Consider the following 22,135-nt stretch of genomic DNA (forward strand, 5'->3'; position numbering starts at 1 on the left):
GTCACCGTCCCTTGCCGTGACCGCCGAGTGCGGGCGTGTCAGCGTACTTGGTGTCGACGTTCCCGAACGCGGCCCTGACGCTCTCGTCCGTGATGAGCAGATCATGCCCGACCTGCTCCAGCACCTTCTTGACCATGCCGCACCGGTCGTTGACCGCCTTCACGTAGCGAGCCCAGGAGGTATGCACCTCCTTCTGCGCGCCGGCAGTCAGGCATCCCGCGTCGTCGCCGAGACCCTTCTGGCCATCGGACAGCTTGGACAGCGCCTTGGCGACCTCGTCTCGCAGGCCGTCGACTCCCTCGCCTGCCCTGTTCCATGCGGCCTTGGTCGACTTCAGGCCCTGGGTGACACTGCTGGTAGGAAGAGCGCCGGGCCCGTATCCCCCGTCTTGAGAAGCGCTGTTGAGCTGCATCTGAGCTGGGCCGCCACGGGCCGCAGCGTCTGCCTTGAGCTGTTCCCACTCGTCCCACGCCATGCGCGGTCTCCCTCCCCGTTTCCCCCGGAAGTCCGACGCCGGGGTGCATCGAGCCCATCTGTGCGGTGATGGGTGCGGTGACTGATCTCCACGCTACGAAAGTTGCAGTCGTGACGCGTCCGTGCGATCACTCAAATCCGGGCCTGAGTATCTGTACCTAGGCCCGCACCGCGAGCAGGAAGCGCGCGGTGTGACTCAATACGTGCGGTGCTGGTCCTGCGGACTGTTGCTGGTCGGCCCGTACGCGGGCGGTGCTCCGTACGGACCCTGGGGTTGTGCAGGCTGTCCGAATCCGGCCGCCCGCTTCCGGCGCCGTACGATCGCGAATCCCGCCACCGCAGCCACCACGACCAGGCCGCCCGCCCCGCCGACCACCCACACCGTGGTGTTCGACGACGAGCTGCTGCCTCCAACGGCCTTGCCGTATCCGGTGGACGGAGACGCCGACGGCGACGGAGCTGCCGACGCCTTCACCGGGAAGTCCGGCAACGGATACGTACCGGCCGGACCCGGATCACCGGGGTTCGTGAGCGCGATGCGCGGACGCACGATTCCGTAGCCGATCGCGTCCGTACGCTTCGACCCGTCCGTGGGCGCACCGATCGTGTTCAGCATGACCCTCAGCACCTGGTTGTTCGTCCAGTCCGGATGCTTGGCCCAGATGAGCGCAGCCGATGCTGAGGTGAGGGCAGTGGCGTCGCTGGTGCCGTGCGAGCGGCACAGCCCCGATCCTCCACCGCAGGCGGCGATCATGTCGTCGCCTGGCGCGGCCATGTCCACCTGAGGCCCGAACTCCGACTCGCCTGTCCGCTTGAGGTTCTTACCGACGGCAGCGACCCCCACCACTCCAGGAGTGGCAGCCGGGTACATGACAGGGTTGCCCTTGGCCCCGTCGTTTCCCACGCCCGCGAAGACCAGCGCGCCCTTGTCAAGGGCGTACTTCACGGCCTCGGTCAGCTGCCGTGTGCTGAGCGAGGAGGCCTGGGAGATGTTGATGACCTTCGCGCCGGATTCGACCGCGTAGCGGATGCCCTCGGATGTGGCCTTGGCAAACGCCTCTTCGCCCTGCGCCCCGTTGAGATCTTCGGAGAAGGGCAGACGGATAGGGAGGATCTTTGCGCCGGGCGCGAGGCCGAACGCACCGTGTCCGCCCGCCCGGGCCCCGGTACCCGCGATCAGTCCGGCCATGCTGGTGCCGTGCCCGTCGTAGTCGGAATGCGCGTCGCCCAGCTTGTCCGGTGCCAGATCCTTCCCGGGCAGGACTCGCCCCTTGAGGTCCGGGTGGGCAGCGTCCACACCGGTGTCGATGACCGCGACCGTGATGCCCTTACCTGTGCTGGTCTTCCACATCTGGTCAGCCTTCATGGCATCCAGGAACCACTGTTGCTCGCGGACCGATTCGGCATGGGCGGGCAGGGCGCCGGCACCTGCGAACAGCAGTGCAGTAGTAGCGGTGACGAGCATGCGGCGGGCGAGACGGGGGGAAGGCACGGTGAGGTCCGTTTTCTGCGAGACGGTCAGTCGACGGTAGGGGGCACGATACGGCGCCCGTCGGGAAGCCAAGTCTCCTCGTCCTCGGTGACGAACTCCGGGCGCTGGTCGCGACGATCCTGACGGCGCTTCTTCTTGTTGTCGCGCTGGGCGCTGCCCGAGCCGCCTGCGATCCCGCCCCGCTCGGCCGCGCTGCCGGGCACAGCTCGCTCACCGGAGGCGGTGCGCACCGTGCGCTGTGCCTCCGGAGCACCCATCACGCCACGGCCCGCCGTGCCGGCTCTACCGGCTGCTGCCTGCCCACGCGACGCACCCGTACGCCCCGCGGCCTCTTCCTCGCCGATCGAACCGACGCGTCCAGCAGATCGGGCACCGGCCCGGGATGTTGCTCCGGCCCGGCCCTCTGTGGTCTGGCCGGTGACGCCACGTCCGTTTACCTGTCCGCCGGGCGCCGTACGTCCCGTGCCGCCGGTCGTCGTGCCGCGCCCTGTGGTCTGGCCTTCGGGTTCCCTGCCGACGACCGTTCCCCGGTACGGAGTCGTACGACCCGTGGACGTCTGCGAAGGGCGACCGCCCACGATCCCGCGCGAAGTATCTCCAGGCGCGCGCCCGTACGGCCCTGTACCGGTCCCGCTGGCGCGCCCGGTGCCCGCATTGCTGCGGCCTTCCTCGAAGCCAGGCCCACTGGTGCGCGAGCGGGCGGTTCCCCCGAACTCGCCCGAGCGGCCAGTTCCGACCGTGCGGCCCTGGCCAGCAGTCTGGCCAGGCCCTGTCGGCACCCGGCCGCCCGGGAACGTGCCAGTGCGCCCCGTCGAGGGGCCGGTCATCGGGGGAAGCGGAACGATCGGCGTGCTCGAACCGCTCGCGGACGGGCCCTGTGTAGGCGGCGTCGTTGCCGTGGTCGGCCCGGTGGTGCGGGCATCGGGGAGTGTGCCCACCGAGTCGATACCGGTGTGGGCACTCAGCTGCTCGACATTCGGCGTGCTGTCGGCCGACACAGTGCCACCGTGCCCGCTCGTCGCGGGCTGCACCGCACGAGCCGTCCCAGCCGGGGTACCGGTGTGTCCGGCAGAGACCGTATCCGGACCGGCTGTGCCGCCGGAGCCCGTGGACCCACCAGGGAAGCCGACGTGCTGGGAGCCGCTGACACCGTCCTTCTGGTCCGGCAGGATCGCGGCGGGTGGCGGTGGAATCTTCGGCGGCTCCAACGCCGTCATCCGCTCCGCCGACTGCTGATACGCCTGCCCCAACTTGTTCATCTCGTCGGCCGCCTGCTGCCGCACGGCCTCCTTCTGCATGGTCGCCTTGGCCAGCACGCTCGCCGCATCAGGGTCGTGCGGCGCGGCCTTCGCCGCGTCGATGTTCGCCTGCGCCCCGCTGTCATCCCTGGGGATCGACGACTTCGTACGCGCGATCGCGTCCGCCGCGTGAGAGAGGAAGTTGCCGGATTCGGAGGCGTAGTCGGAGATCCGCAGCGTGGCATTGGCGAGGTCACCGGCCCAGACCCGGAACGAGTCACCGCCGTCGCCTTTCCACTCCACGTACTGCGGACGGGTCTTCAGCTCGGCGGCAGCCTTCTCCACGGCCTTCGCCGCCGCGAGGAGCCTGTCTGCTCCCGCCTGCACCGTGCCGGGGTTGGCCTGGTCGAGGGCAGCCAGCATCTCCTCGTGCGACATGTTCGCGAACGGATCGTTGGCCATCGTCAGATCCCTCCCGCCGTCTCGCCGCCCGACACATCCGCCGTCGGCGCGCTGCTCGGATTGCCGTGCGAATCCCCGGCCTGCTGCTTGGACAGGTCCGGTACGTACGTGCCGTCGTAGTTCTTCCTGGTTTCAGCGGTGATGGCGTGCAGCCGCTCGCGTACGTCCGTATCCACGTTCTCGTAGCCCTTGTGCGAGGCGAGGACCGCGATGCCCATGCCCTCGATCGAATCCGAGAGCAGCTTGGAGAGCTTCTCCAGCTCGGCGATCACCTTCGCGTGCGCAGTACCGAGATCATCGGCTCCACCCCAAGTACCGGCAAGTCCGCCGAAGTTGCCACGCTGCGGCTGGTCAAGGCCCACCTGGTGCGCACTGGCCGGTGACTGCTTGAGGTCCGTGATGACCTGCTCGATGCTCTGCTGGAACTTCGTGAACGACGAAAGCTCCGTCATCAGGTCCGCGGCAGCACCCGCCGCGTCCTTGGCCATGTCGAAGATCCCCGACACCCATGAGCTGCTGTCCCCCGTGGACACTGGCCCTCCTCCAACACACGTCCTGTGGCGTACCAGCCAACTACCGTGACGGTAGTGGCGTCTTGCTGTGGCATGCCTGAGTACGCGTACTCAACCACCCTCCCCGTGCGGTAATTGGCGTGAAGCCGTCCCCGACCGGGCCGAAGGTGTGCCCGGTGGGTTCCGTCCCGGGCCGCGCACGACCGCGCACGCCCACGAGGGCGGGGCCGGTCCTCCAACGACCTGAAACGCGGAGGAACAAACCCCTGGGGCTCGGCGACGCCGCCTCCCCTCCGGGACGGAACCCACATCCAGCACCCCGAACCAGGCCGAGTTTCCGGCGGTCGGAGTTGGCCGCCCTCCCGGGCTCGGGGGGGGTGTACCCGGGAAGGCGACGCTGGGCGGTCCGGGCCCGGGGAAACGGGCGTCAGCGTACGGCTGACGGGGCAGCCGCGAGAAGGTACTCGCACCGGCACACCGGCCCCGAGCCCGAACCAAGTCCAGGAGCGCGCCACCCGAAGTGGTCTGCGACACTCTGGGGCGGGATGTGAGCCTCACGGGCCCAGCAGGCACGCTCCCTGCCCGACACACCCACTGGCTGGTGCGACGAGCGGATTCATCCTGAAGGCGAAGGCAGCACCTGTCGTGCGCCGCCAGCCACATGTGGCTGAAAAGTTTCCCTGCCGGAATCCACGGAGACACGGCAACGAGCCCCGGATACGGGTGTGGCCAGTGTGAATGCGGAGGCTCACCCAGGCATCAGGAAATGGCGAGGACTCCCGGAAGAGCGCGGGCTCCCGGGTCACGCCGCTGGTGCTACCTCCTGCGCCCCGTGTGGTTGAGGAACTCCACTGCTGACGCTGTCCCCTCCGGACACGGAGTGCGTCGTCTCGTCTTCCCGTGCACCATCACCCTGGTCACGCAGTTCGTACCACGATCGCAAACGACGTACACACCCGCCGGAAGCCCTCGTGCCCGGTGCGGCCGGTATGGCTCATGCACTCCACGTCGACCGCCGCGCCGTCCTCCGACGGCTGCGCCGACCAGCCGCACGGGTGAGCCAGACACTCCGCCTCGAACGTCACGTCCGTGTCCGGGTGTTGGGCGATCCGGTGCTCCACGTAGCGCAGGACGGAGCGGCTCATCGTCGCCCCCGTCCGAGGGTGCGGTGAGGGTGGTTACGGATCTCCACGTCCGCATCCGTCGCCGCCGACAGGTCGCCCCTGTCCCGCGCCGCCCGCCGCTGTGCGTCGAGTGCGGCGCAGACCCCGCAGCCCGTCGCAGGTCTGGGCGGAGTGGGCGGCAGAGCCACATGTACTGGACCGCACATCGTCCTTCTCGAATCACCCACGGCCTGATGCCTCCCCAGCCGAATGTCCTGAGCGGGCAATCAGTCTCATCCGGTGCGGGCCGGTGACCTACGCCTATTGGTGTCGTCGGGTAAAGACCATGGACCACTCGGCCAGGAGCGCCCGGCAGGCATCCCCGAAAACGGCATGGGATTCGTACCGCTCGAACTCCTCCCTGTACGCGCCCACGTCTCTGTGGTCTCGGAGGATCAAAGCCCCTGTGTGGGTCTCGACTTGGACCAGCCGCCGGTCGTAGACCGTGAAGACGCTCAGCGGGGTCTCGGCTACAGGGCCGACAATCCCGAGAGGGATCACACCGAGTCGTACGTTCGGAATCCGGGAGACCGACGCCAGGCGGTCAAGCTGCATGGCCATCGCCATCGGAGAAGCCAGGGGCCAGCGCACGGCCTGTTCCGTGAGCAGGAACGTGAAGAACTTCGACGAGTCCATCAGGATCTGCTGGCGCTCCAGCTTCTTCGCAACCGTCTTGGTCATGTCGCCGGAGTTGCGCGAGAGGCTGGCGCGTACGTAGTCGGGCGTCGCCAGAAGACCCGTGACCATGGTCGGCAGGAAGAACCGGAACTCCGTGGTGACCGCTTCCAGCCGCGCCAGCTCGTTCTGCTTCTTGTCCAGGCCCCGCCGTTGAGAACCCCAGTCGTCCTGCCACTCGGTGTTCGCCGAGCGGGCAAGGCGGAGTATCTCTGTGGCGACGGGGCCCGCTGCACCGAGCGCCTCCAGGACCAGCTCCACGTCGACGATCGTGGGGGTGACCTTGCCGCTCTCCATGTTGCTGACCTTGGTCTGGGACATGGCACAGCGCCGGGCGAGCGTCGTCTGGGTGAGGCCGGCTCTCCTGCGCTCACTGCGCAGCGCCTCGGCCAGGCCCGACCTGGACCTCCCCAGCGACTCCGGATCAAACGTCAAGGCCCTTCACGTACTCCTCGAAGGGGACCGACTCGGCCAGGGCGATCCGCTGGTACTCAAGGAAGGGGGCGATGTCCCCTTCGAAGACTTCCCGGTTGATCTGCGTGCCGTCCGACTCGTAGTTCATGAGCACGATCTCCGAGCGGTCGAACATCCAGAAGTCCTGTATCCCGGCAAGGGGGTTGGGACGGTCTGTGACATCCAAGATGCGAATGTCCTCACCGGCCCACGCGTGCGGGCGGTAGTACATGAACTCGTAGCGCAGATAGTCCGAGAGGGGGCGGGTCACGATGTGGACGCGACCCTTGCTCCTGCCCTCTTGCCGCAGCCGTTTAAGGTCATCGGTGTACTCGTTCGAGTAGGCGTGAGGGTCGAGCCGCTCCCCTGCGAGGAACGCCTCGATCTCCTCGGTCTCCTGCGGTACGCGGTACTCCGGCAGCGTTTCCAAGCGCCACGCTTCATGCTGGAAGGAGTCGAACCGGGCCGCCCACTCGTCACCATCCAAGAGCACGGAAAGCCTCCCTCAGCGTCTCCTCCGGGATCTCCACGAGCCCTTCCCCATCAGGGGCGGAGAACGCATCGGACACGTTGCCCTGCACCACCAACGAGCCGGACGCCGTGCGGTAGACGTTCGGGCAGTCGTTCTTGTTGCACTCGCCGTTCCCGTTGCCAGTCAGCCGGGTCAGTTCCTCACGAGCCATGGCGAAACCCCCCTGTCTCGCGCCCTGCATGGGGCGACTCCACGACCGTACGGAGAAGGCGCCACCGTCGTCTATGCGGTCACGTCAATATTTGCGTTGTCGCATAAAGAGACGCTCAACGACCGAGAGGCGCCCGGAGCCCATGCCCCGAACGCCTCTCATCGCCTAGAGCCACTCGACTGCCGAGACGATGCCCTCAGCCTCCCGAGGGGCCGGGAGCGGCGTCCGCTTGGTAGGCCGCTCCTCGCGCTCGCGCTCCCCCGTTCCAAGCATCCGCAGTACCTGAGCACGCTCCGCCTCACTCATGGCAGCAAGCCGCTCAGCCATCCCCCGTACCGCATCGCCGCTGTTCAAGACGGCTTCTTCACACTCAGCGGAAGCAGCTTCTTCCCGCTGTCGCTCAGTTGTGGCCATGTATCAAACTGCGGGCAGACACCGCAGTCGAAGCACGGCGTCCAGCGGCAGTCGTCGACCTCGGTCTCGTCGAGCGAGTCCTGCCAGTCCTCCCAGAGCCAGTCCTTGTCGAGACCGGAGTCCAGGTGGTCCCAGGGCAGGACCTCCTCGTAGGTGCGCTCACGCGTCGTGTACCAGTCGAGGTCCACGCCGTGCGCGGGCAGCGTCTTGGCGGCGCACTCCATCCAGCGGTCGTAACTGAAGTGCTCGCGCCAGCCGTCGAAGCGGCCGCCGTCCTCGTAGACGGCGCGGATGACGTCGCCGATGCGGCGGTCGCCGCGGGAGAGCAGGCCCTCGACGATGCCGGGCTTGCCGTCGTGGTAGCGGAAGCCGATGGAGCGGCCGTACTTCTTGTCGCCGCGGATCTTGTCGCGCAGCTTGGTGAGCCGCTCGTCGGTCTGCTCGGCGGACAGCTGCGGCGCCCACTGGAACGGGGTGTGCGGCTTGGGCACGAACCCGCCGATGGACACCGTGCAGCGGATGTCGTTCGAGCCGGAGACCTCGCGGCCCTTCTGGATCACGTTCATCGCCATGTCGGCGATCTGCAGGACGTCCTCGTCCGTCTCCGTCGGCAGGCCGCACATGAAGTACAGCTTCACCTGGCGCCAGCCGTTGCCGTACGCGGTCGCGACGGTCCGGATGAGGTCCTCTTCCGAGACCATCTTGTTGATGACCTTGCGCATGCGCTCACTGCCGCCCTCGGGGGCGAAGGTGAGGCCGGAGCGGCGGCCGTTGCGGGTCAGCTCGTTGGCCAGGTCGACGTTGAACGCGTCGACGCGGGTCGACGGGAGGGACAGACCGATCTTGTCCTCCTCGTACCGGTCCGCGAGTCCCTTCGCGATGTCACCGATCTCGGTGTGGTCGGCGGAGGACAGCGACAGCAGGCCGACCTCCTCGAAGCCGGTCGCCTTGAGGCCCTTGTCGACCATCTCGCCGATGCCGGTGATGCTTCGCTCCCGCACGGGGCGCGTGATCATGCCGGCCTGGCAGAAGCGGCAGCCGCGGGTGCAGCCGCGGAAGATCTCGACGGACATCCGCTCGTGGACCGTCTCCGCGAGCGGCACGAGCGGCTGCTTCGGGTACGGCCACTCGTCGAGGTCCATGACGGTGTGCTTGCTGACCCGCCACGGCACGCCCGACTTGTTCGGCACGACGCGGCCGATGCGGCCGTCGGGCAGGTACTCGACGTCGTAGAACGCGGGGATGTAGACGCTGCCCGTCTTCGCGAGACGGAACAGCACCTCCTCGCGCCCGCCGGGCCGGCCCTCCGCCTTCCAGGCGCGGATGATGTCGGTCATGTCGAGCACGGCCTGCTCGCCGTCACCGATGACCGCGGCGTCGATGAAGTCGGCGATCGGCTCCGGGTTGAACGCCGCGTGGCCGCCCGCGAGGACGATCGGGTCGTCCACCGTGCGGTCCTTGGACTCCAGCGGGATCCCGGCCAGGTCGAGCGCGGCCAGCATGTTCGTGTAGCCGAGCTCGGTGGAGAAGCTCAGCCCGAAGACGTCGAACGCCTTGACCGGGCGGTGGCTGTCCACCGTGAACTGGGGGACCTTGTGCTCGCGCATCAGCGCTTCCAGGTCCGGCCAGACGCTGTAGGTGCGCTCGGCGAGGACGCCCTCCCGCTCGTTCAGCACCTCGTAGAGGATCATGACGCCCTGGTTGGGCAGACCGACCTCGTACGCGTCCGGGTACATCAGCGCCCAGCGGACATCGGCGGACTCCCACGGCTTGACCGTGGAGTTGAGCTCTCCGCCGACGTACTGGATCGGCTTCTGCACATGCGGGAGCAGCGCTTCGAGCTGCGGAAACACAGACTCGACCACTTGGGGCGCCGCGGCGGCGGCTTCGGCAGGCATAACCGTGGACCTTTGTGAGCTGACAGGGGTGACCCTCAAGCCTAACCCGCCCGGCGACCCCGCCTCACCGTCTACAGCCGGGGCTCCGCCGCCTTCGCCCACACCCCGGGCAGTTCCCGCTCCCGGTCCGCCGCGGACGCCTGTTCCTGCCCGTACAGCAGTCCCCAGGTGAAGGCGGTCTCCCCCGCCGCGTGGGCCTGGATCGCCAGGTCCCGCAGCGCCTCGCGGGCGACGACGGAGTCCTGGTGGTCGCCGAGCAGCGACTGCACCTTCTTCATGCGCTTGGCGAACTTCTTGGCCTGCTTGCCGAGCGCGGGCACGGCGGCCTCCCCCGCGTACCGGGCGCGCTTGGCGGCCTTCCGGGCGTCGTGCATCGCCAGGTCGCGGTCCGTGCCGGGCTCCAGGGCCAGAGCGTGCTCGACGCGGGCCGTGAGGCGGGCGTGGTCCTTGAGCGCGGCCTTGGTGAGGACGTCGGCGGCGGGGCGGCGGGCGGCCGGGCCCAGCGGCGGCTCGGCGAGCAGCGCGTCCAGGCTGTCGAGGAGCGTCAGGTACCGCTTGCCGTCGAGCACGGCGACCGTGTGCCGGCGCGAGCCGTGGCGCCGGGCGACCGTCCAGATCCGCAGCCGGCCGCGGACCGGCCCGAGCAGCAGGGTGCGGGGCACGGCGTCGATCCGCTGGGTGAGCCGCTCGGTGAGGACCTCGTGGTCCCGGTCGATGCCCAGTTCCGCCGCGAGCCATTTGAGCTCCTCGCCGACCGGCTCGGTGACGGCCGGGTCGAGCACCTTCTTGTACGTCTTGAAGGCGCTGCGCATGCGCCGGGTCGCGACCCGCATCTGGTGCACGGAGTCCGGCAGGTCCCGGCGCACCGCCGGATCGAGTTCCAGGAGGGTGTCGCGCTGGGCCCGCAGATGGGCGAGGACGTGGTCCCCGGCCGTGACGGGCTTCTCCGCGGCGTCCTTCCGGGGCGGGCGGACCCCGGTCTCGTCGAGGGCGCGGGCCAGCTTCGACGTGGCGGCGGAGCGCGCGACCCCGGCCTTGACCAGCTTCTTCTCGACCTTGGCGAGGAACGCGGGGTCACCGTCGTCGGCGAGCTCGACCTCGATCTCGGTCCAGGCGGCCGCCTCCGCGCCGCCGACCCGCTCGGCGCGGACGGCGTCGACGCTCACCTCGGCGAGGAGTGCGCCGTCGGCCCCGGTCAGATGGGACACGTCGCGCGAGGACAGGAGCCGCACGACGGGGATCAGCTCGTCGCCGCGCACATGGGACCGGACGAGCCCGGCGAGCGCCCGCGGCACCTCGTCGGAGAGCGGGGCGCGTACCTCGTCCCGTACGCCCTCGCTGATGGCGACGGGCAGTTTCAGGTGCCAGCCGGCGTCGTCGCCCCCGGTCCGGCGCCGCAGGGTGATCTGGTGCGCGGCCAGCCGCTGGTCGGTGGTGTCGTAGTACACGGCGTCGAGTTCCATGACGCCCTTGTCGACGACGGCCGACACTCCGGGGACCTTGTGCAGGTCGGGGAGCCTGAAGTGCTCGGCAGGGGCGTCGTACTTCCGCTCGATCTCGCGCTTGGTCTCCGCCATAACCTGAATCTAGACGGCACATCTGCGCGCCGATAGAGGTCAGGGCCGCCAGGGGCGCGAGGATCCGCGCGAGCGACCCCGACGACTGCCGCGCCCGCCGGAGGCCTACGCAGACATGGGACGTTGCACCCTGATCGACTGCAACAGCCCCACCGCCACCCACACGGCGAACATCGACGATCCTCCGTACGAGACGAACGGCAGCGGCAGGCCGGCCACCGGCATGATGCCGAGGGTCATTCCGATGTTCTCGAAGGCCTGGAAGGCGAACCAGGCGATGATCCCGGCGGCGACGATCGTGCCGTACAGCTCCGTCGTCTCCCGGGCGATCCGGCACGCCCGCCACAGCAGCACCCCGAGCAGCAGCACGATCGCGCCCGCTCCCAGGAAGCCCAGCTCCTCGCCGGCCACCGTGAAGACGAAGTCCGTCTGCTGCTCGGGCACGAACTGTCCGGTCGTCTGCGATCCGTGGAACAGGCCGGCACCGCTCAGCCCGCCCGAACCGATCGCGATCCGCGCCTGGTTGGTGTTGTAGCCGACGCCCGCGGGGTCGAGCGCCGGGTTGGCGAACGCCGCGAACCGCGCGATCTGGTAGTCGTCGAGCACCCCGAGCTGCCAGACGGCCACGGCCCCGGCGGCGCCGACCCCGATCAGCCCGAGCACCCACCGGTTGGACGCGCCGGACGAGAGCAGCACGCCGAGCACGATCATCACCATGACCATGACGGACCCGAGGTCCGGCATCAGCATGACGACCATCATCGGGACGGCGGCGAGGCCGAGCGCCTGGAGGACGGTGCGGTGGTCGGGGTGTTCCCGGTCTCCGGCGTCGACGCGCGCCGCGAGCAGCATCGCCATGCCCAGGATGATCGTGATCTTCACGAACTCGGAGGGCTGGAGGGAGAAGCCGCCGCCGATGATGATCCAGGCGTGCGCGCCGTTGACGGTGGCGCCGAGCGGGGTGAGGACGAGCAGCACCAGGAAGACGGAGATCCCGTACAGGATCGGGACCGCCGTCCGCAGCGTCCGGTGTCCCAGCCAGATCGTCCCGATCATCAGCGCGAACCCGATGCCGGTGTTCAGCAGGTGCCGGAACAGGAAGTAGTACGGGTCGCCCTGGTTGAGCTCGGTGCGGTTGCGCGTGGCCGAGTAGACCAGCGCGGCGCCGATCAGCGACAGCGCGACCGCCGACAGCAGTATCGGCCAGTCGAGCCGGCGCACCACCGAGTCGCGGGCCATGAGCCGCGACATGGTGGAGCGCTGCTGCGGCCCGTAGCCGGAGACGGAGAAGCCATTGGTGCCGGCCATGGTCGGTCAGTCCCTCCTGCTGTACGTGGAGGTGGGCAGACCCGCCGCCAGTTCCTGCTGCGCGGGCGGCTCTTCCTTGTTGGGCTCGTACGGCTTGATCTTCGGGGAGTCGATCGAGCCGTCCTTCTCGATCTTCGGCAGGCTCTTCTCCGGCTCGGGCAGCAGCGCCTTCTTCAGGTTCTGCTTGCCGCTGCTGTCGAGGCCGTAGATCGCGTCGTAGATCTTGCGGACGGCGGGACCCGAGGCGCCGGAACCCGTACCACCCTGGGAGATCGTCATGACGATCGAGTAGTCCTTGGTGTACGTCGCGAACCACGACGTCGTCTGCTTGCCGTAGACCTCGGCCGTACCGGTCTTGGCGTGCATCGGGATCTTGTCCTGGGGCCAGCCGCCGAAGCGCCAGGCCGCCGTACCGCGGGTCGCCACTCCCGCCAGTGCTTGGTCTATCTCGTCGCGGGTCTTGCCCTTGAAGGGGAGCTTGCCGTTGACCTTCGGCTGGATCTCCTGGACGTTCTTGCCGTCGGCGCTGACGATGGCCTTGCCGACCTCGGGCTCGTGCAGGGTGCCGCCGTTGGAGATCGCCGCGTAGATCGACGCCATCTGGATCGGGGTGACGAGGGTGTCGCCCTGGCCGATGGAGTAGTTGACGGAGTCACCGGCGCGCATGAGGTTGCCTTCGAGGCAGTTCTCGTAGTTCAGGCGCTGGACGTAGTCGCCGTCCTTCTTGCCGGACTTGCACCAGGAGTCCTTGTTGGCCTTCCAGAACCGCTGCTTCCACTGGCGGTCGGGGACCCGGCCGGTGACCTCGTTGGGCAGGTCGATGCCGGTCTCCTTGCCGAGACCGAACTGGTGGGCCGTCTTGTAGAACCAGTCCTGAGTGTCCTTGTTGCCCTTGAGACCGCCGTCCTTCTTCCACTCGTTGTGGGCGAGTCCGTAGAAGACGGTGTCGCAGGAGACCTCCAGGGCGCGGCCCAGGTTGATCGGGCCGAAGTTCTCCGACTCGAAGTTCTTGAAGACCTGGTTGCCGATGGAGTACGAGCTGGTGCAGGGGTAGCGGCCGTTGAACGGGTAGCCGGCGTTGACCGCGGCCGTCGTGGAGACGACCTTGAAGATCGAGCCCGGGGCGGCCTGGCCCTGGATCGCGCGGTTCAGCAGCGGGTAGTTGGACTTCTTGCCGGTGAGCTCGGCGTAGTCCTTGCCGGAGATGCCGCCGACCCAGGCGTTCGGGTCGTAGGCCGGGTTGGACGCCATGGCGACGACGCGGCCGGTCTTGGCCTCCATCACCACGACGGCGCCGGAGTCGGCCTTGTAGTTGGTGCCGGTGTTCTTGTCGAACTCCTTGCGGGCGGCCTTCATGGCCTCGTTGAGCTCGTACTCGGCGACGGACTGGACGCGTGCGTCTATCGACGTGACGACGTTCGCTCCCGGCTCGGCCTTGTCGCTGTTGGCGCGGCCGATGACGCGGCCGAGGTTGTCGACCTCGTAGCGGGTGACGCCGGCCTTGCCGCGCAGCTCCTTGTCGTAGGTGCGCTCCAGGCCGGAGCGGCCGACCTGGTCGGAGCGCAGGTAGGGCGAGTCGGTGTCCTTGGCCTTCTCGATCTCCGCGTCGGTGACCGGGGAGAGGTAGCCGAGGACCTGGGCGGTGTTGGAGCCGCCGGGTCCGGCGTAGCGGCGTACGGCGGTGGGTTCGGCGGTGATGCCGGGGAAGTCCTCGCCGCGCTCGCGGATCTGCAGCGCCTGCTTGGGCGTGGCCTCGTCGGTGATCGGGATGGGCTGGTAGGGCGAGCCGTTCCAGCAGGGCTGCGGCGTCTTGGCGTCGCACAGCCGGACCTTCTCCTCGACCTCCTTGGGCTGCATCCCGAGGACGTCGGCGAGCTTGGCGAGGACGCTCTTGCCGTCGTCCTTCATCTTCATCAGGTCGGTGCGCGAGGCGGAGACCACGAGCCGGGTCTCGTTGTCGGCGATGGGCACACCGCGGGCGTCGAGGATCGAGCCGCGCACGGCGGGCGTGACGACCTGCTGGACGTGGTTGCCGGAGGCCTCCTTGGCGTACTCGTCGCCGTTGCGGATCTGGAGGTACCAGAGGCGGCCGCCGAGCGTCAGCAGGAGGGAGAGGACGAGGATCTGAAGGACGATGAGGCGGATCTGGACCCGTGGGGTCCGGCCCGTCTCGGGGATGTTGGTCACGGTGGCGTGCTCCCCCTCTCAGTACGTGTACGAGTACGTGTACACGCGGAAGCTGTGCATGGCGGGCGTCAGGGGCGTCAGGGGCGTCGACTGCCGGGCGCTCACAGGCGCTTGACCCCCTTGATGCGTCCGGCCCGGGCGGCGCGCGCCTTGACGGACTTCATGCGCAGCCCGCCGCGCTGGTTGCCGATGCGCAGACCGGTGCCGGCGGAGAGCCAGCCGGAGGACACGTCGGCGGCCTTGGCGGAGCCGCCGGAGCTGTCGCTCAGCGGGTCGTTCTCCGCGCGTCTGGCGAGCGCCATCACGCCGGGCACGACGAACGGCGCGAGCAGCAGGTCGTAGAGCGCGGCCGTGAACAGCAGGCTGCCGAGGCCGACATGGCGGGCCGCGGTGTCGCCGACGAGGGCGCCCACGCCCGCGTAGAGCAGGGTCGTGCCGACGGCCGCGCCGACGACCACGAGCATGGGGCCCGCGGCCGAGCGCAGCTGTCCGGTGTCCGGCTTGGCGAGACCGGCGAGGTAGCCGATGACGCAGAGGACGAGGGCGTAGCGGCCGGCGGCGTGGTCGGCGGGCGGGGCGAGGTCGGCGAGCAGACCCGCGCCGAAGCCGACGAGGGCGCCGCCCACGTGCCCGTACACCAGGGCCAGGCCCAGGACGGTCAGGAGCAGCAGGTCGGGTACGGCACCGGGGAGTTGGAGCCTCGCGAGAATGCAGACCTGGACGACCAGGGCGACGACGACGAGGGTGATGGAGAGCAGCATCCGGTTGAAGCGCATGGTTCTTTGCTCCTCCTGACTACTGCTCGTAGCCGTTGTCGGCGCCGCCTGCGGGCGCGGACGGGGTGGCGGTGACGGTCACGGTCGGGGCCGGCTTCGGCTTGGCGGGCTTGGCGGGCAGGACCTCGTCGCGCGGGTCGGTGCGCGGGGGCTGCACGACGATGCCGACGATGTCGAGCTTGGTGAACCCGACGTAGGGCTCGACGTAGACGGTGCGGGTCAGATCGCCGCCGGACGGGTCGACGCGGACGACCTTGCCGACCGGGACGCCGGGCACGAACGGCTTGTCGGCCTGCGAGCCGAAGGTGACGAGGCGGTCGCCCTTCTTGACCTTGGCCTTGCCGTTGAGCAGTTGGACGCGCAGCGGTCGGTCGCCCTGCCCGGAGGCGAAGCCGAGCTCGTCGGTCTTCTCCATGCGGGTGCCGACGGTGAAGTCGGGGTCGTTGGCGAGCAGCACCGTGGCGGTGTTGGGGCCGACGGTGGTGACGCGGCCGACGAGACCGTCCCCGTTCAGGACGGTCATGTCGCGCTTGATGCCGTCGCTGGCGCCCGCGTCGATGGTGACGGTCCAGGAGAAGCCCTGCGCGGACCCTATGGCGATGATCTGGGCGCCCTTGATGCCGTACTGGCCCGCACCCGCGGTCTTCAGCATGGTGTCGAGCTGGTGGATCTTGCTGCGGTTGCGGTCGTCGCTGCCGAGCTCGGCCTTCAACGCGGCGTTCTCGCGCTCCAGCTGACCGATGCGGTCGTGCCGGTTGCCGGAGTCGCGGACCGCGCTTATGGCGTTCCCGATGGGGTCGACCGCGCCGGAGACGCCGTTCTCCACCGGACCGAAGACCTTGGCGGCGGCCTGGCGGGCACCGTCGACCGGCGAGTCCTCACCGCCGCGGATGTCCACCGTGATCAGTGCGAACGCGATGGCGATCAGCAGCACCAGGAGCAGCCGGCTCTCTCGTGTGTCCCTCACGTGCGGCGGCCGTGCCTTCCTCAATTGGAATCTGGGGAATTCTTATGCCTTGCCTCTATATCAACGATCCGCCGCACGAAGTGGCAGGCACTCGTACGGCGGACGTTTTCGCGTCACGTCATCTGCGTGGCGAGGCGTCCAGCACCTGCTGGAGCGCCTCGAACTCCTCGACGCACTTGCCGGACCCGAGGGCCACGCTGTCCAGCGGGTCCTCCGCGATGTGGATCGGCATGCCGGTCTCGCGGCGCAGCCGCTCGTCGAGGCCGCGCAGCAGGGCGCCGCCGCCGGTCAGGACGATACCGCGGTCCATGACGTCGCCCGACAGTTCGGGCGGGCACTTGTCGAGGGTGGTCTTGACCGCGTCGACGATCGCGTTGACCGGCTCCTCGATGGCCTTGCGCACCTCGGCGGCCGAGATGACGACCGTCTTCGGCAGACCGGACACGAGGTCGCGGCCGCGGATCTCGGTGTGCTCGTCGGAGTCGAGGTCGTACGCGGAACCGATGGTGATCTTGATCTGTTCGGCGGTGCGCTCACCGAGGAGGAGCGAGTACTCCTTCTTGATGTGCTGGATGATCGCGTTGTCCAGCTCGTCGCCCGCGACGCGGATCGACTGTGCCGTGACGATTCCGCCGAGCGAGATCACCGCGACCTCGGTGGTGCCGCCGCCGATGTCCACCACCATGTTGCCCGTGGCCTCGTGGACCGGGAGACCGGAGCCGATGGCCGCGGCCATCGGCTCCTCGATGATGTGCACCTGGCGGGCACCGGCCTGCGAGGAGGCCTCGATGACGGCGCGACGCTCCACGCCGGTGATGCCGGAGGGCACGCACACGACCACGCGGGGCCGCGCCAGGTAGCGACGCTTGTGGATCTTCAGGATGAAGTAGCGGAGCATCCGCTCCGTGATCTCGAAGTCGGCGATCACGCCGTCCTTCAGTGGACGCACCGCGACGATGTTGCCAGGGGTGCGACCGATCATTTTCTTGGCTTCGGCGCCGACCGCGAGGATGCCACCGGTGTTCGTGTTGATCGCGACCACGGAGGGTTCGTTGAGCACGATCCCGCGACCCCTGACGTACACCAGCGTGTTGGCGGTCCCGAGGTCGACAGCCATGTCACGGCCGATGAACGACATTGAGTTCCCCATCAGGATTCGTCTGGCCTTCCCAAGTGGAGCGTCTGATTGCTTGTCAGGTAGGCGAGAGGTTAACGCGTGTGGCGTGGAGGCTTCCATCGTAGTCTTGCCTGCACGACCACGGCGCGAGGGTCTTCGCCATTGTCAGCAGATGAATCGCCGCCCCGCTAATGGGGACGTGCCGACGGAGGGTTGCGTTCCCCCAATCGGGGCGCATATGCCAAAGAGCGGCCCATTTTATCGGGCCGCTCCAGGTCAGTCGCGCTGCGTGACTGATGCGGCGTCAGAAAAGAAATTCCGGAGATCTCAGCAGCCGAGACCGGAAAACCTCAGACCAGGTTCGGGAAGAAGATCTTCAGCTCACGCTCGGCCGACTCCTCGGAGTCCGAGGCGTGGATCAGGTTCTCCCGGACGATGACGCCGAAGTCGCCGCGGATCGAACCGGGGGCGGCGGCGATCGGGTCGGTCGGACCGGCCAGCTGGCGTACGCCCTCGATGACGCGCTCGCCCTCGACGACCAGCGCGACGACCGGGCCGGACGACATGAAGGCGACCAGCGGCTCGTAGAACGGCTTGCCCTTGTGCTCGCCGTAGTGCTGCTCCAGCGTCTCCTGGCTCAGGCTGCGCAGCTCCAGGGCGCTGATCGTCCAGCCGGCCTTGCGCTCGATACGGCCGATGACCTCGCCGATCAGGCCGCGGCGGACGGCGTCGGGCTTGAGCAGGACGAGCGTGCGCTGGGTCATTGTGGCTGGACTCCTTGTGCGGCCTGGATGTGCGGTGGGCCTGAGATTACAGGGGGTCACCGGGGCCGGGCGCCGTGGGTCCTGCCGCTGGTGGGCTGGTCCCGGTTCGTCGTGGTTGCGCGACCGGCCCCCACCGGCCCGCAGACGAGGCCCCCGCCCCGAGAACACGCTCAGGCCGCGCTCGACTCCTGCTGCGCCCAGCGGGCCTTCGCCTCGTCGACCTTCCGGCCGAAGTGGACCGATGCCCACCACAGGGCCGCGAAGCACGCCCCCATGAAGAACATCAGCGGCACGAAGACGCCGCTGACGATCAGGGCGATCTGCAGGGCCCAGCCGAGCTGGACACCGCCCGGCCGGGTCACCATGCCGCACAGCAGCACGCTGAGCACCATGGCGATGCCGCACACCGTCCACACCAGACCGCTCGACAGATCGGGGTCCTTCATCGCCACCAGACCGGCGAAGCCGATGACGAAGAACTCACCGATCAGGGTCGAGGAACACAACGTACGCACAGCGGATCAGCCCTTCCCCAGCAACAGCCTGGCCTCGCCGACCGTGATCACGGATCCGGTGACGAGCACTCCCCCGCCCGCGTACTCGCCCTCTTCCTCGGCGAGCGTGATCGCGGCCTCCAACGCGTCGTCGAGCCGCGGCTCGACCTGCACCCGGTCGTCGCCGAAGACCTCCACCGCGACGGCCGCCAGTTCGTCGGCGTCCATGGCCCGGTGGCTGGAGTTCTGCGTGACGACGATCTCCGCGAAGATCGGCTCGAAGGCCTCGAGCAGTCCTCGCACGTTCTTGTCGGCGCTGGCGCCGACGACGCCGATCAGCCGGCTGAAGTCGAAGACCTCGCTGATCGCCTCGGCGGTGACCCGGGCGCCCGCCGGGTTGTGCGCGGCGTCGAGCACGACGGTCGGCGAGCGGCGCACGACCTCCAGGCGGCCCGGCGAGGTGACGCTCGCGAACGCCTTGCGGATGGTGTCGATGTCGAGCGGGCGCGCGTGCTGCGAGCCGATGCCGAAGAACGCCTCGACGGCGGCGAGCGCGACCGCCGCGTTGTGCGCCTGGTGCGCGCCGTGCAGCGGGAGGAAGATCTCCTCGTACTCGCCGCCCAGGCCGCGCAGCGTCACGAGCTGGCCGCCGACGGCGACCTGGCGCGCGACGACGCCGAACTCCAGGCCCTCGCGCGCGACGGTCGCGTCGGTCTCGACGGCCTTCTTGAGGATCACCTGCGCCGCGTCCACCGGCTGCTGCGCCATGATCACGGTCGCGTCCTGCTTGATGATCCCGGACTTCTCGCCCGCGATCTCGCCGGGTGTGGAGCCGAGCCGGTCGGTGTGGTCGAGGTCGATGGGGGTGATGACGGCGACCGACGCGTCGATCACGTTGGTCGCGTCCCAGCGGCCGCCCATGCCGACCTCGACGACCGCGACGTCGACGGGGGCGTCGGCGAAGGCCGCGTAGGCCATACCGGTCAGCACCTCGAAGAAGGAGAGCCGGAACTCCTGCTGGGAGTCGACCATCTCCACGTACGGCTTGATGTCCTCGAACGTCTCGATGAAGCGCTCGTACGCGATGGGGGCGCCGTCGAGGCTGATGCGCTCGGTGACCGACTGGACGTGCGGCGACGTGTACCGGCCGGTGCGCAGCTCGAAGGCGCCGAGGAGCGCCTCGATCATGCGGGCCGTGGACGTCTTGCCGTTCGTCCCCGTGATGTGGATCGAGGGGTACGCGCGCTGCGGCTCGCCCAGCACGTCCATGAGCGCGGCGATGCGGCTGACGGACGGCTCCAGCTTCGTCTCGCCCCAGCGCCCGGCGAGGTCGGCCTCCACCGCGCGCAGCGCCCGCTCCACCTCGGGGTCCTGCGGGCGCGCGGGGACACCGTCGCCCTGCGGCGGGCCGCCCTGGGTGCGCAGGGTGCGGCTGCCCGCCTCGATCACCGCGAGGTCGGGGTCGCGGTCGGTCTCGGCGCCCACGATCTCCTCGAAGGCGTCGGAGTCGGGGTGGCCGGCGGGCTCGTCGTCGCTGCTGTCGCGCGGAGGGAGGTCACTCACGTACGCCAGTCTACGGAGGCGCGCCGACAGTGCCGCAGACGCCACCCGCGGTCCCGAATCAGGACTTTGTGCCTGTCCGTTTCGGGACCTTGGTCCCGCCGGATCACAGCATCGACCTGCAAACTTGGCGATCATGGACATAGGCATCGATCTCGGCACCGCCAACACCCTTCTCTACGTGCGCGGTCAGGGCATCGTGCTGAACGAACCGTCGGTCGTCGCCGTCAAGGAAGGCGGCCGCGGCGCGCTCGCCGTCGGTGCCGAGGCGAAGGAGACCATCGGCCGGACCCCCGGCTCGATCACCGCGATCCGGCCGCTGCGCGGCGGCGTGATCAGCGACTACGAAGCGGCCGAGGAGATGATCCGGCACTTCGTGCGCAAGGCGGTGCCCGGGCGGCGGCCCCGTACGCGGATGGTGGTGTGCGTGCCGAGCGGGGTGACGCCCGTGGAGCGGCGGGCCATCGTGCACGCGGCCCAGCGGTCGGGCGCGCGGGCCGTCCACCTGATCGAGGAGCCGATGGCGGCGGCGATCGGGGCGGGCCTGCCGGTGGCCGATCCGCGCGGGTCGATGGTCGTGGACATCGGGGGCGGCACGACCGAGGTGGCCGTCATCTCCCTTGGCGGCGTGGTCACTTCGCAGTCGCTGCGGGTGGGCGGTGACCGGCTCGACGAGGCGATCACGGACCATGTGCGCAAGGAGCACGGGCTCCTCATCGGGGAGCGGACGGCCGAGGACATCAAGGTCGCGATCGGTTCGGCGTGGCCGGTGCCCGGGCAGGACGCCTTCGAGATGCGGGCGTTCACCGTACGGGGGCGCGAGAAGGTCGCGGGGCTGCCCAAGACGGTCGAGCTGACCGTGCGCGAGGTGCGGGCCGCGCTGGACGAACCGGTGGAGGCGATCATCACGGCGGTGAAGGCGACGCTGGAGGAGTGTCCGCCGGAGCTGTCCGGCGACGTCATGGAGCACGGGATCGTGCTGACGGGCGGCGGCGCGCTGCTGCCCGGCCTCGATCTGCGCCTGGCGTCCGGGACGGGCATCCCGGTGTTCGTGGCGGAGGACCCGCTGGACAGCGTCGCGTTGGGCTGCGGCAAGTGCGTGGACGACTTCGACGAGCTCCAGCGGGTGATGACAGCGGCGTAGGCCGTCCCGGCGGGGCCGGGCATCGGCGCGGGCCGCGGCCCCGTCGGTCCGGGGCCGCACACGGTCCGGCTGCCGGCGGGCGCGGACGCCGCGTCCATCTGCCGTAAACCGTGAGGCCGTTCGGCGCGGTGACCCCCCGTCCGGCGCAGCCAGGGTTCCAATCGGACCATGTGGTACGCACATCAACCCGGCCGCCGCGCCCGGCAGGTCCTCGGCGACGGCGCCGCTCTGCTCTGGGTCGGGGGCTGGGCGGCGACCGCGGTCGTCGCGCACCGGCTCATCACGGTCGCCGCCCGCCCCGCCCCGCACACCCGGCCCCGCATCCCGCTGCTCGGCCCCCGGATGACCGGCGCCCTGCACGACGTCGCCCGGGCCGGCGACCGGCTGTCCGACGCCGCGCCCAGCGGATCGGCGCCCGTGCAGGCGCTCGCCGTGCTCGCGGCCGTCGCCCTGTTCGTCGTCCCGGTCGGCCTGTTGCTCGCCCTGTGGCTGCCGCGCCGGATCCGCTGGACCCGGCAGGCCGCCGCGGCACGTGAACTGGCCGCCACCGAGGACGGCCGTGAGCTGCTCGCGCTGCGCGCCCTCGTCCGCCCCCTCGACGAGCTCGCCCGGTTCAGCGACGCGGGCCCGGGCCGGCTCGCCGAGGGCTGGCGGGAGGCGGACCCGGCCGTCCTGGACGCCCTGGCCGACGTCGAGTTGCGGCGCCTCGGCCTGAGCACCGCCTCCTGAGGCCAGGGCCCGGCCCGGACACGGGGAAGGCCCCGGAACCCATGGGTT

At 69.4% G+C, this 22,135-nt stretch carries 20 protein-coding genes; 2 read left to right on the forward strand and 18 right to left on the reverse strand.

The window, feature by feature from the left end; all coding sequences use genetic code 11:
* Position 1: 1 nt before the first annotated feature.
* The 18 genes from ACVHNB_RS34180 to folC form a co-directional block, all read right to left on the reverse strand.
* Positions 2–475, reverse strand: coding sequence for a hypothetical protein (locus ACVHNB_RS34180; RefSeq protein ID WP_456226658.1), 474 nt, complete (start codon positions 473–475; stop codon positions 2–4).
* Positions 476–670: 195 nt separating this feature from the next.
* Positions 671–1,939: a type VII secretion-associated serine protease mycosin gene (gene mycP / locus ACVHNB_RS34185; protein ID WP_456226659.1), complete on the reverse strand. Its 1,269-nt coding sequence runs from the start codon at positions 1,937–1,939 to the stop codon at positions 671–673.
* A 53-nt stretch (positions 1,940–1,992) separates the two neighbouring features.
* The gene (locus tag ACVHNB_RS34190; protein ID WP_456226660.1) at positions 1,993–3,666 is read right to left on the reverse strand and encodes a hypothetical protein; all 1,674 of its coding nucleotides are present in this window, start codon (positions 3,664–3,666) and stop codon (positions 1,993–1,995) included.
* A gap of 2 nt (positions 3,667–3,668) precedes the next feature.
* The gene (locus ACVHNB_RS34195) at positions 3,669–4,199 is read right to left on the reverse strand and encodes a hypothetical protein (RefSeq protein WP_456226661.1); all 531 of its coding nucleotides are present in this window, start codon (positions 4,197–4,199) and stop codon (positions 3,669–3,671) included.
* 896 nt (positions 4,200–5,095) lie between these two features.
* The gene (locus tag ACVHNB_RS34200; RefSeq protein ID WP_456226662.1) at positions 5,096–5,323 is read right to left on the reverse strand and encodes a DUF7848 domain-containing protein; all 228 of its coding nucleotides are present in this window, start codon (positions 5,321–5,323) and stop codon (positions 5,096–5,098) included.
* Positions 5,324–5,602: 279 nt separating this feature from the next.
* Positions 5,603–6,451, reverse strand: a complete 849-nt coding sequence (locus ACVHNB_RS34205; RefSeq protein ID WP_456226663.1) for a helix-turn-helix domain-containing protein — start codon at positions 6,449–6,451, stop codon at positions 5,603–5,605.
* The gene (locus ACVHNB_RS34210) at positions 6,441–6,962 is read right to left on the reverse strand and encodes a DUF6879 family protein (protein ID WP_456226664.1); all 522 of its coding nucleotides are present in this window, start codon (positions 6,960–6,962) and stop codon (positions 6,441–6,443) included. The genes ACVHNB_RS34205 and ACVHNB_RS34210 overlap by 11 nt, the downstream gene beginning before the upstream one ends.
* Positions 6,946–7,152, reverse strand: coding sequence for a hypothetical protein (locus ACVHNB_RS34215; RefSeq protein ID WP_456226665.1), 207 nt, complete (start codon positions 7,150–7,152; stop codon positions 6,946–6,948). The genes ACVHNB_RS34210 and ACVHNB_RS34215 overlap by 17 nt, the downstream gene beginning before the upstream one ends.
* A gap of 350 nt (positions 7,153–7,502) precedes the next feature.
* Entirely contained in the window at positions 7,503–9,464 is a 1,962-nt protein-coding gene (locus tag ACVHNB_RS34220; RefSeq protein ID WP_456226666.1) for a TIGR03960 family B12-binding radical SAM protein, read from the reverse strand.
* 71 nt (positions 9,465–9,535) lie between these two features.
* Positions 9,536–11,041, reverse strand: coding sequence for a CYTH and CHAD domain-containing protein (locus ACVHNB_RS34225; RefSeq protein ID WP_428954713.1), 1,506 nt, complete (start codon positions 11,039–11,041; stop codon positions 9,536–9,538).
* 105 nt (positions 11,042–11,146) lie between these two features.
* Positions 11,147–12,349 carry a rod shape-determining protein RodA gene (gene rodA, locus ACVHNB_RS34230; protein ID WP_428954712.1) on the reverse strand — a complete coding sequence of 401 codons (1,203 nt, stop codon included), beginning with the start codon at positions 12,347–12,349 and terminating at the stop codon, positions 11,147–11,149.
* Positions 12,350–12,355: 6 nt separating this feature from the next.
* Complete coding sequence (gene mrdA / locus ACVHNB_RS34235; protein ID WP_428954711.1) at positions 12,356–14,536, reverse strand: penicillin-binding protein 2; 2,181 nt, start codon at positions 14,534–14,536, stop codon at positions 12,356–12,358.
* A gap of 101 nt (positions 14,537–14,637) precedes the next feature.
* Positions 14,638–15,312, reverse strand: a complete 675-nt coding sequence (mreD, locus tag ACVHNB_RS34240) for a rod shape-determining protein MreD (protein WP_428954710.1) — start codon at positions 15,310–15,312, stop codon at positions 14,638–14,640.
* Positions 15,313–15,331: 19 nt separating this feature from the next.
* A complete protein-coding gene (mreC, locus tag ACVHNB_RS34245; protein ID WP_428954709.1) occupies positions 15,332–16,279 on the reverse strand; it encodes a rod shape-determining protein MreC in 948 nt (315 codons plus the stop codon).
* Positions 16,280–16,397: 118 nt separating this feature from the next.
* Positions 16,398–17,417 (reverse strand): rod shape-determining protein, encoded by a 1,020-nt coding sequence (locus ACVHNB_RS34250; protein ID WP_018531437.1) that lies wholly within the window; start codon positions 17,415–17,417, stop codon positions 16,398–16,400.
* Positions 17,418–17,746: 329 nt separating this feature from the next.
* Positions 17,747–18,160 carry a nucleoside-diphosphate kinase gene (ndk, locus tag ACVHNB_RS34255; RefSeq protein ID WP_428954708.1) on the reverse strand — a complete coding sequence of 138 codons (414 nt, stop codon included), beginning with the start codon at positions 18,158–18,160 and terminating at the stop codon, positions 17,747–17,749.
* Positions 18,161–18,330: 170 nt separating this feature from the next.
* The gene (locus ACVHNB_RS34260) at positions 18,331–18,675 is read right to left on the reverse strand and encodes a DUF4233 domain-containing protein (RefSeq protein ID WP_428954707.1); all 345 of its coding nucleotides are present in this window, start codon (positions 18,673–18,675) and stop codon (positions 18,331–18,333) included.
* 6 nt (positions 18,676–18,681) lie between these two features.
* A complete protein-coding gene (gene folC / locus ACVHNB_RS34265) occupies positions 18,682–20,217 on the reverse strand; it encodes a bifunctional tetrahydrofolate synthase/dihydrofolate synthase (RefSeq protein ID WP_428954706.1) in 1,536 nt (511 codons plus the stop codon).
* Positions 20,218–20,350: 133 nt separating this feature from the next.
* Here folC and ACVHNB_RS34270 point away from each other — a divergent pair, with 133 nt between their 5' ends.
* Positions 20,351–21,358 (forward strand): rod shape-determining protein, encoded by a 1,008-nt coding sequence (locus tag ACVHNB_RS34270; RefSeq protein WP_428954705.1) that lies wholly within the window; start codon positions 20,351–20,353, stop codon positions 21,356–21,358.
* 168 nt (positions 21,359–21,526) lie between these two features.
* Positions 21,527–22,087 (forward strand): hypothetical protein, encoded by a 561-nt coding sequence (locus ACVHNB_RS34275; RefSeq protein WP_428954704.1) that lies wholly within the window; start codon positions 21,527–21,529, stop codon positions 22,085–22,087.
* The last annotated feature ends 48 nt before the right edge of the window (positions 22,088–22,135 follow it).

This window comes from Streptomyces sp. YJ-C3 (genome assembly GCF_053891275.1).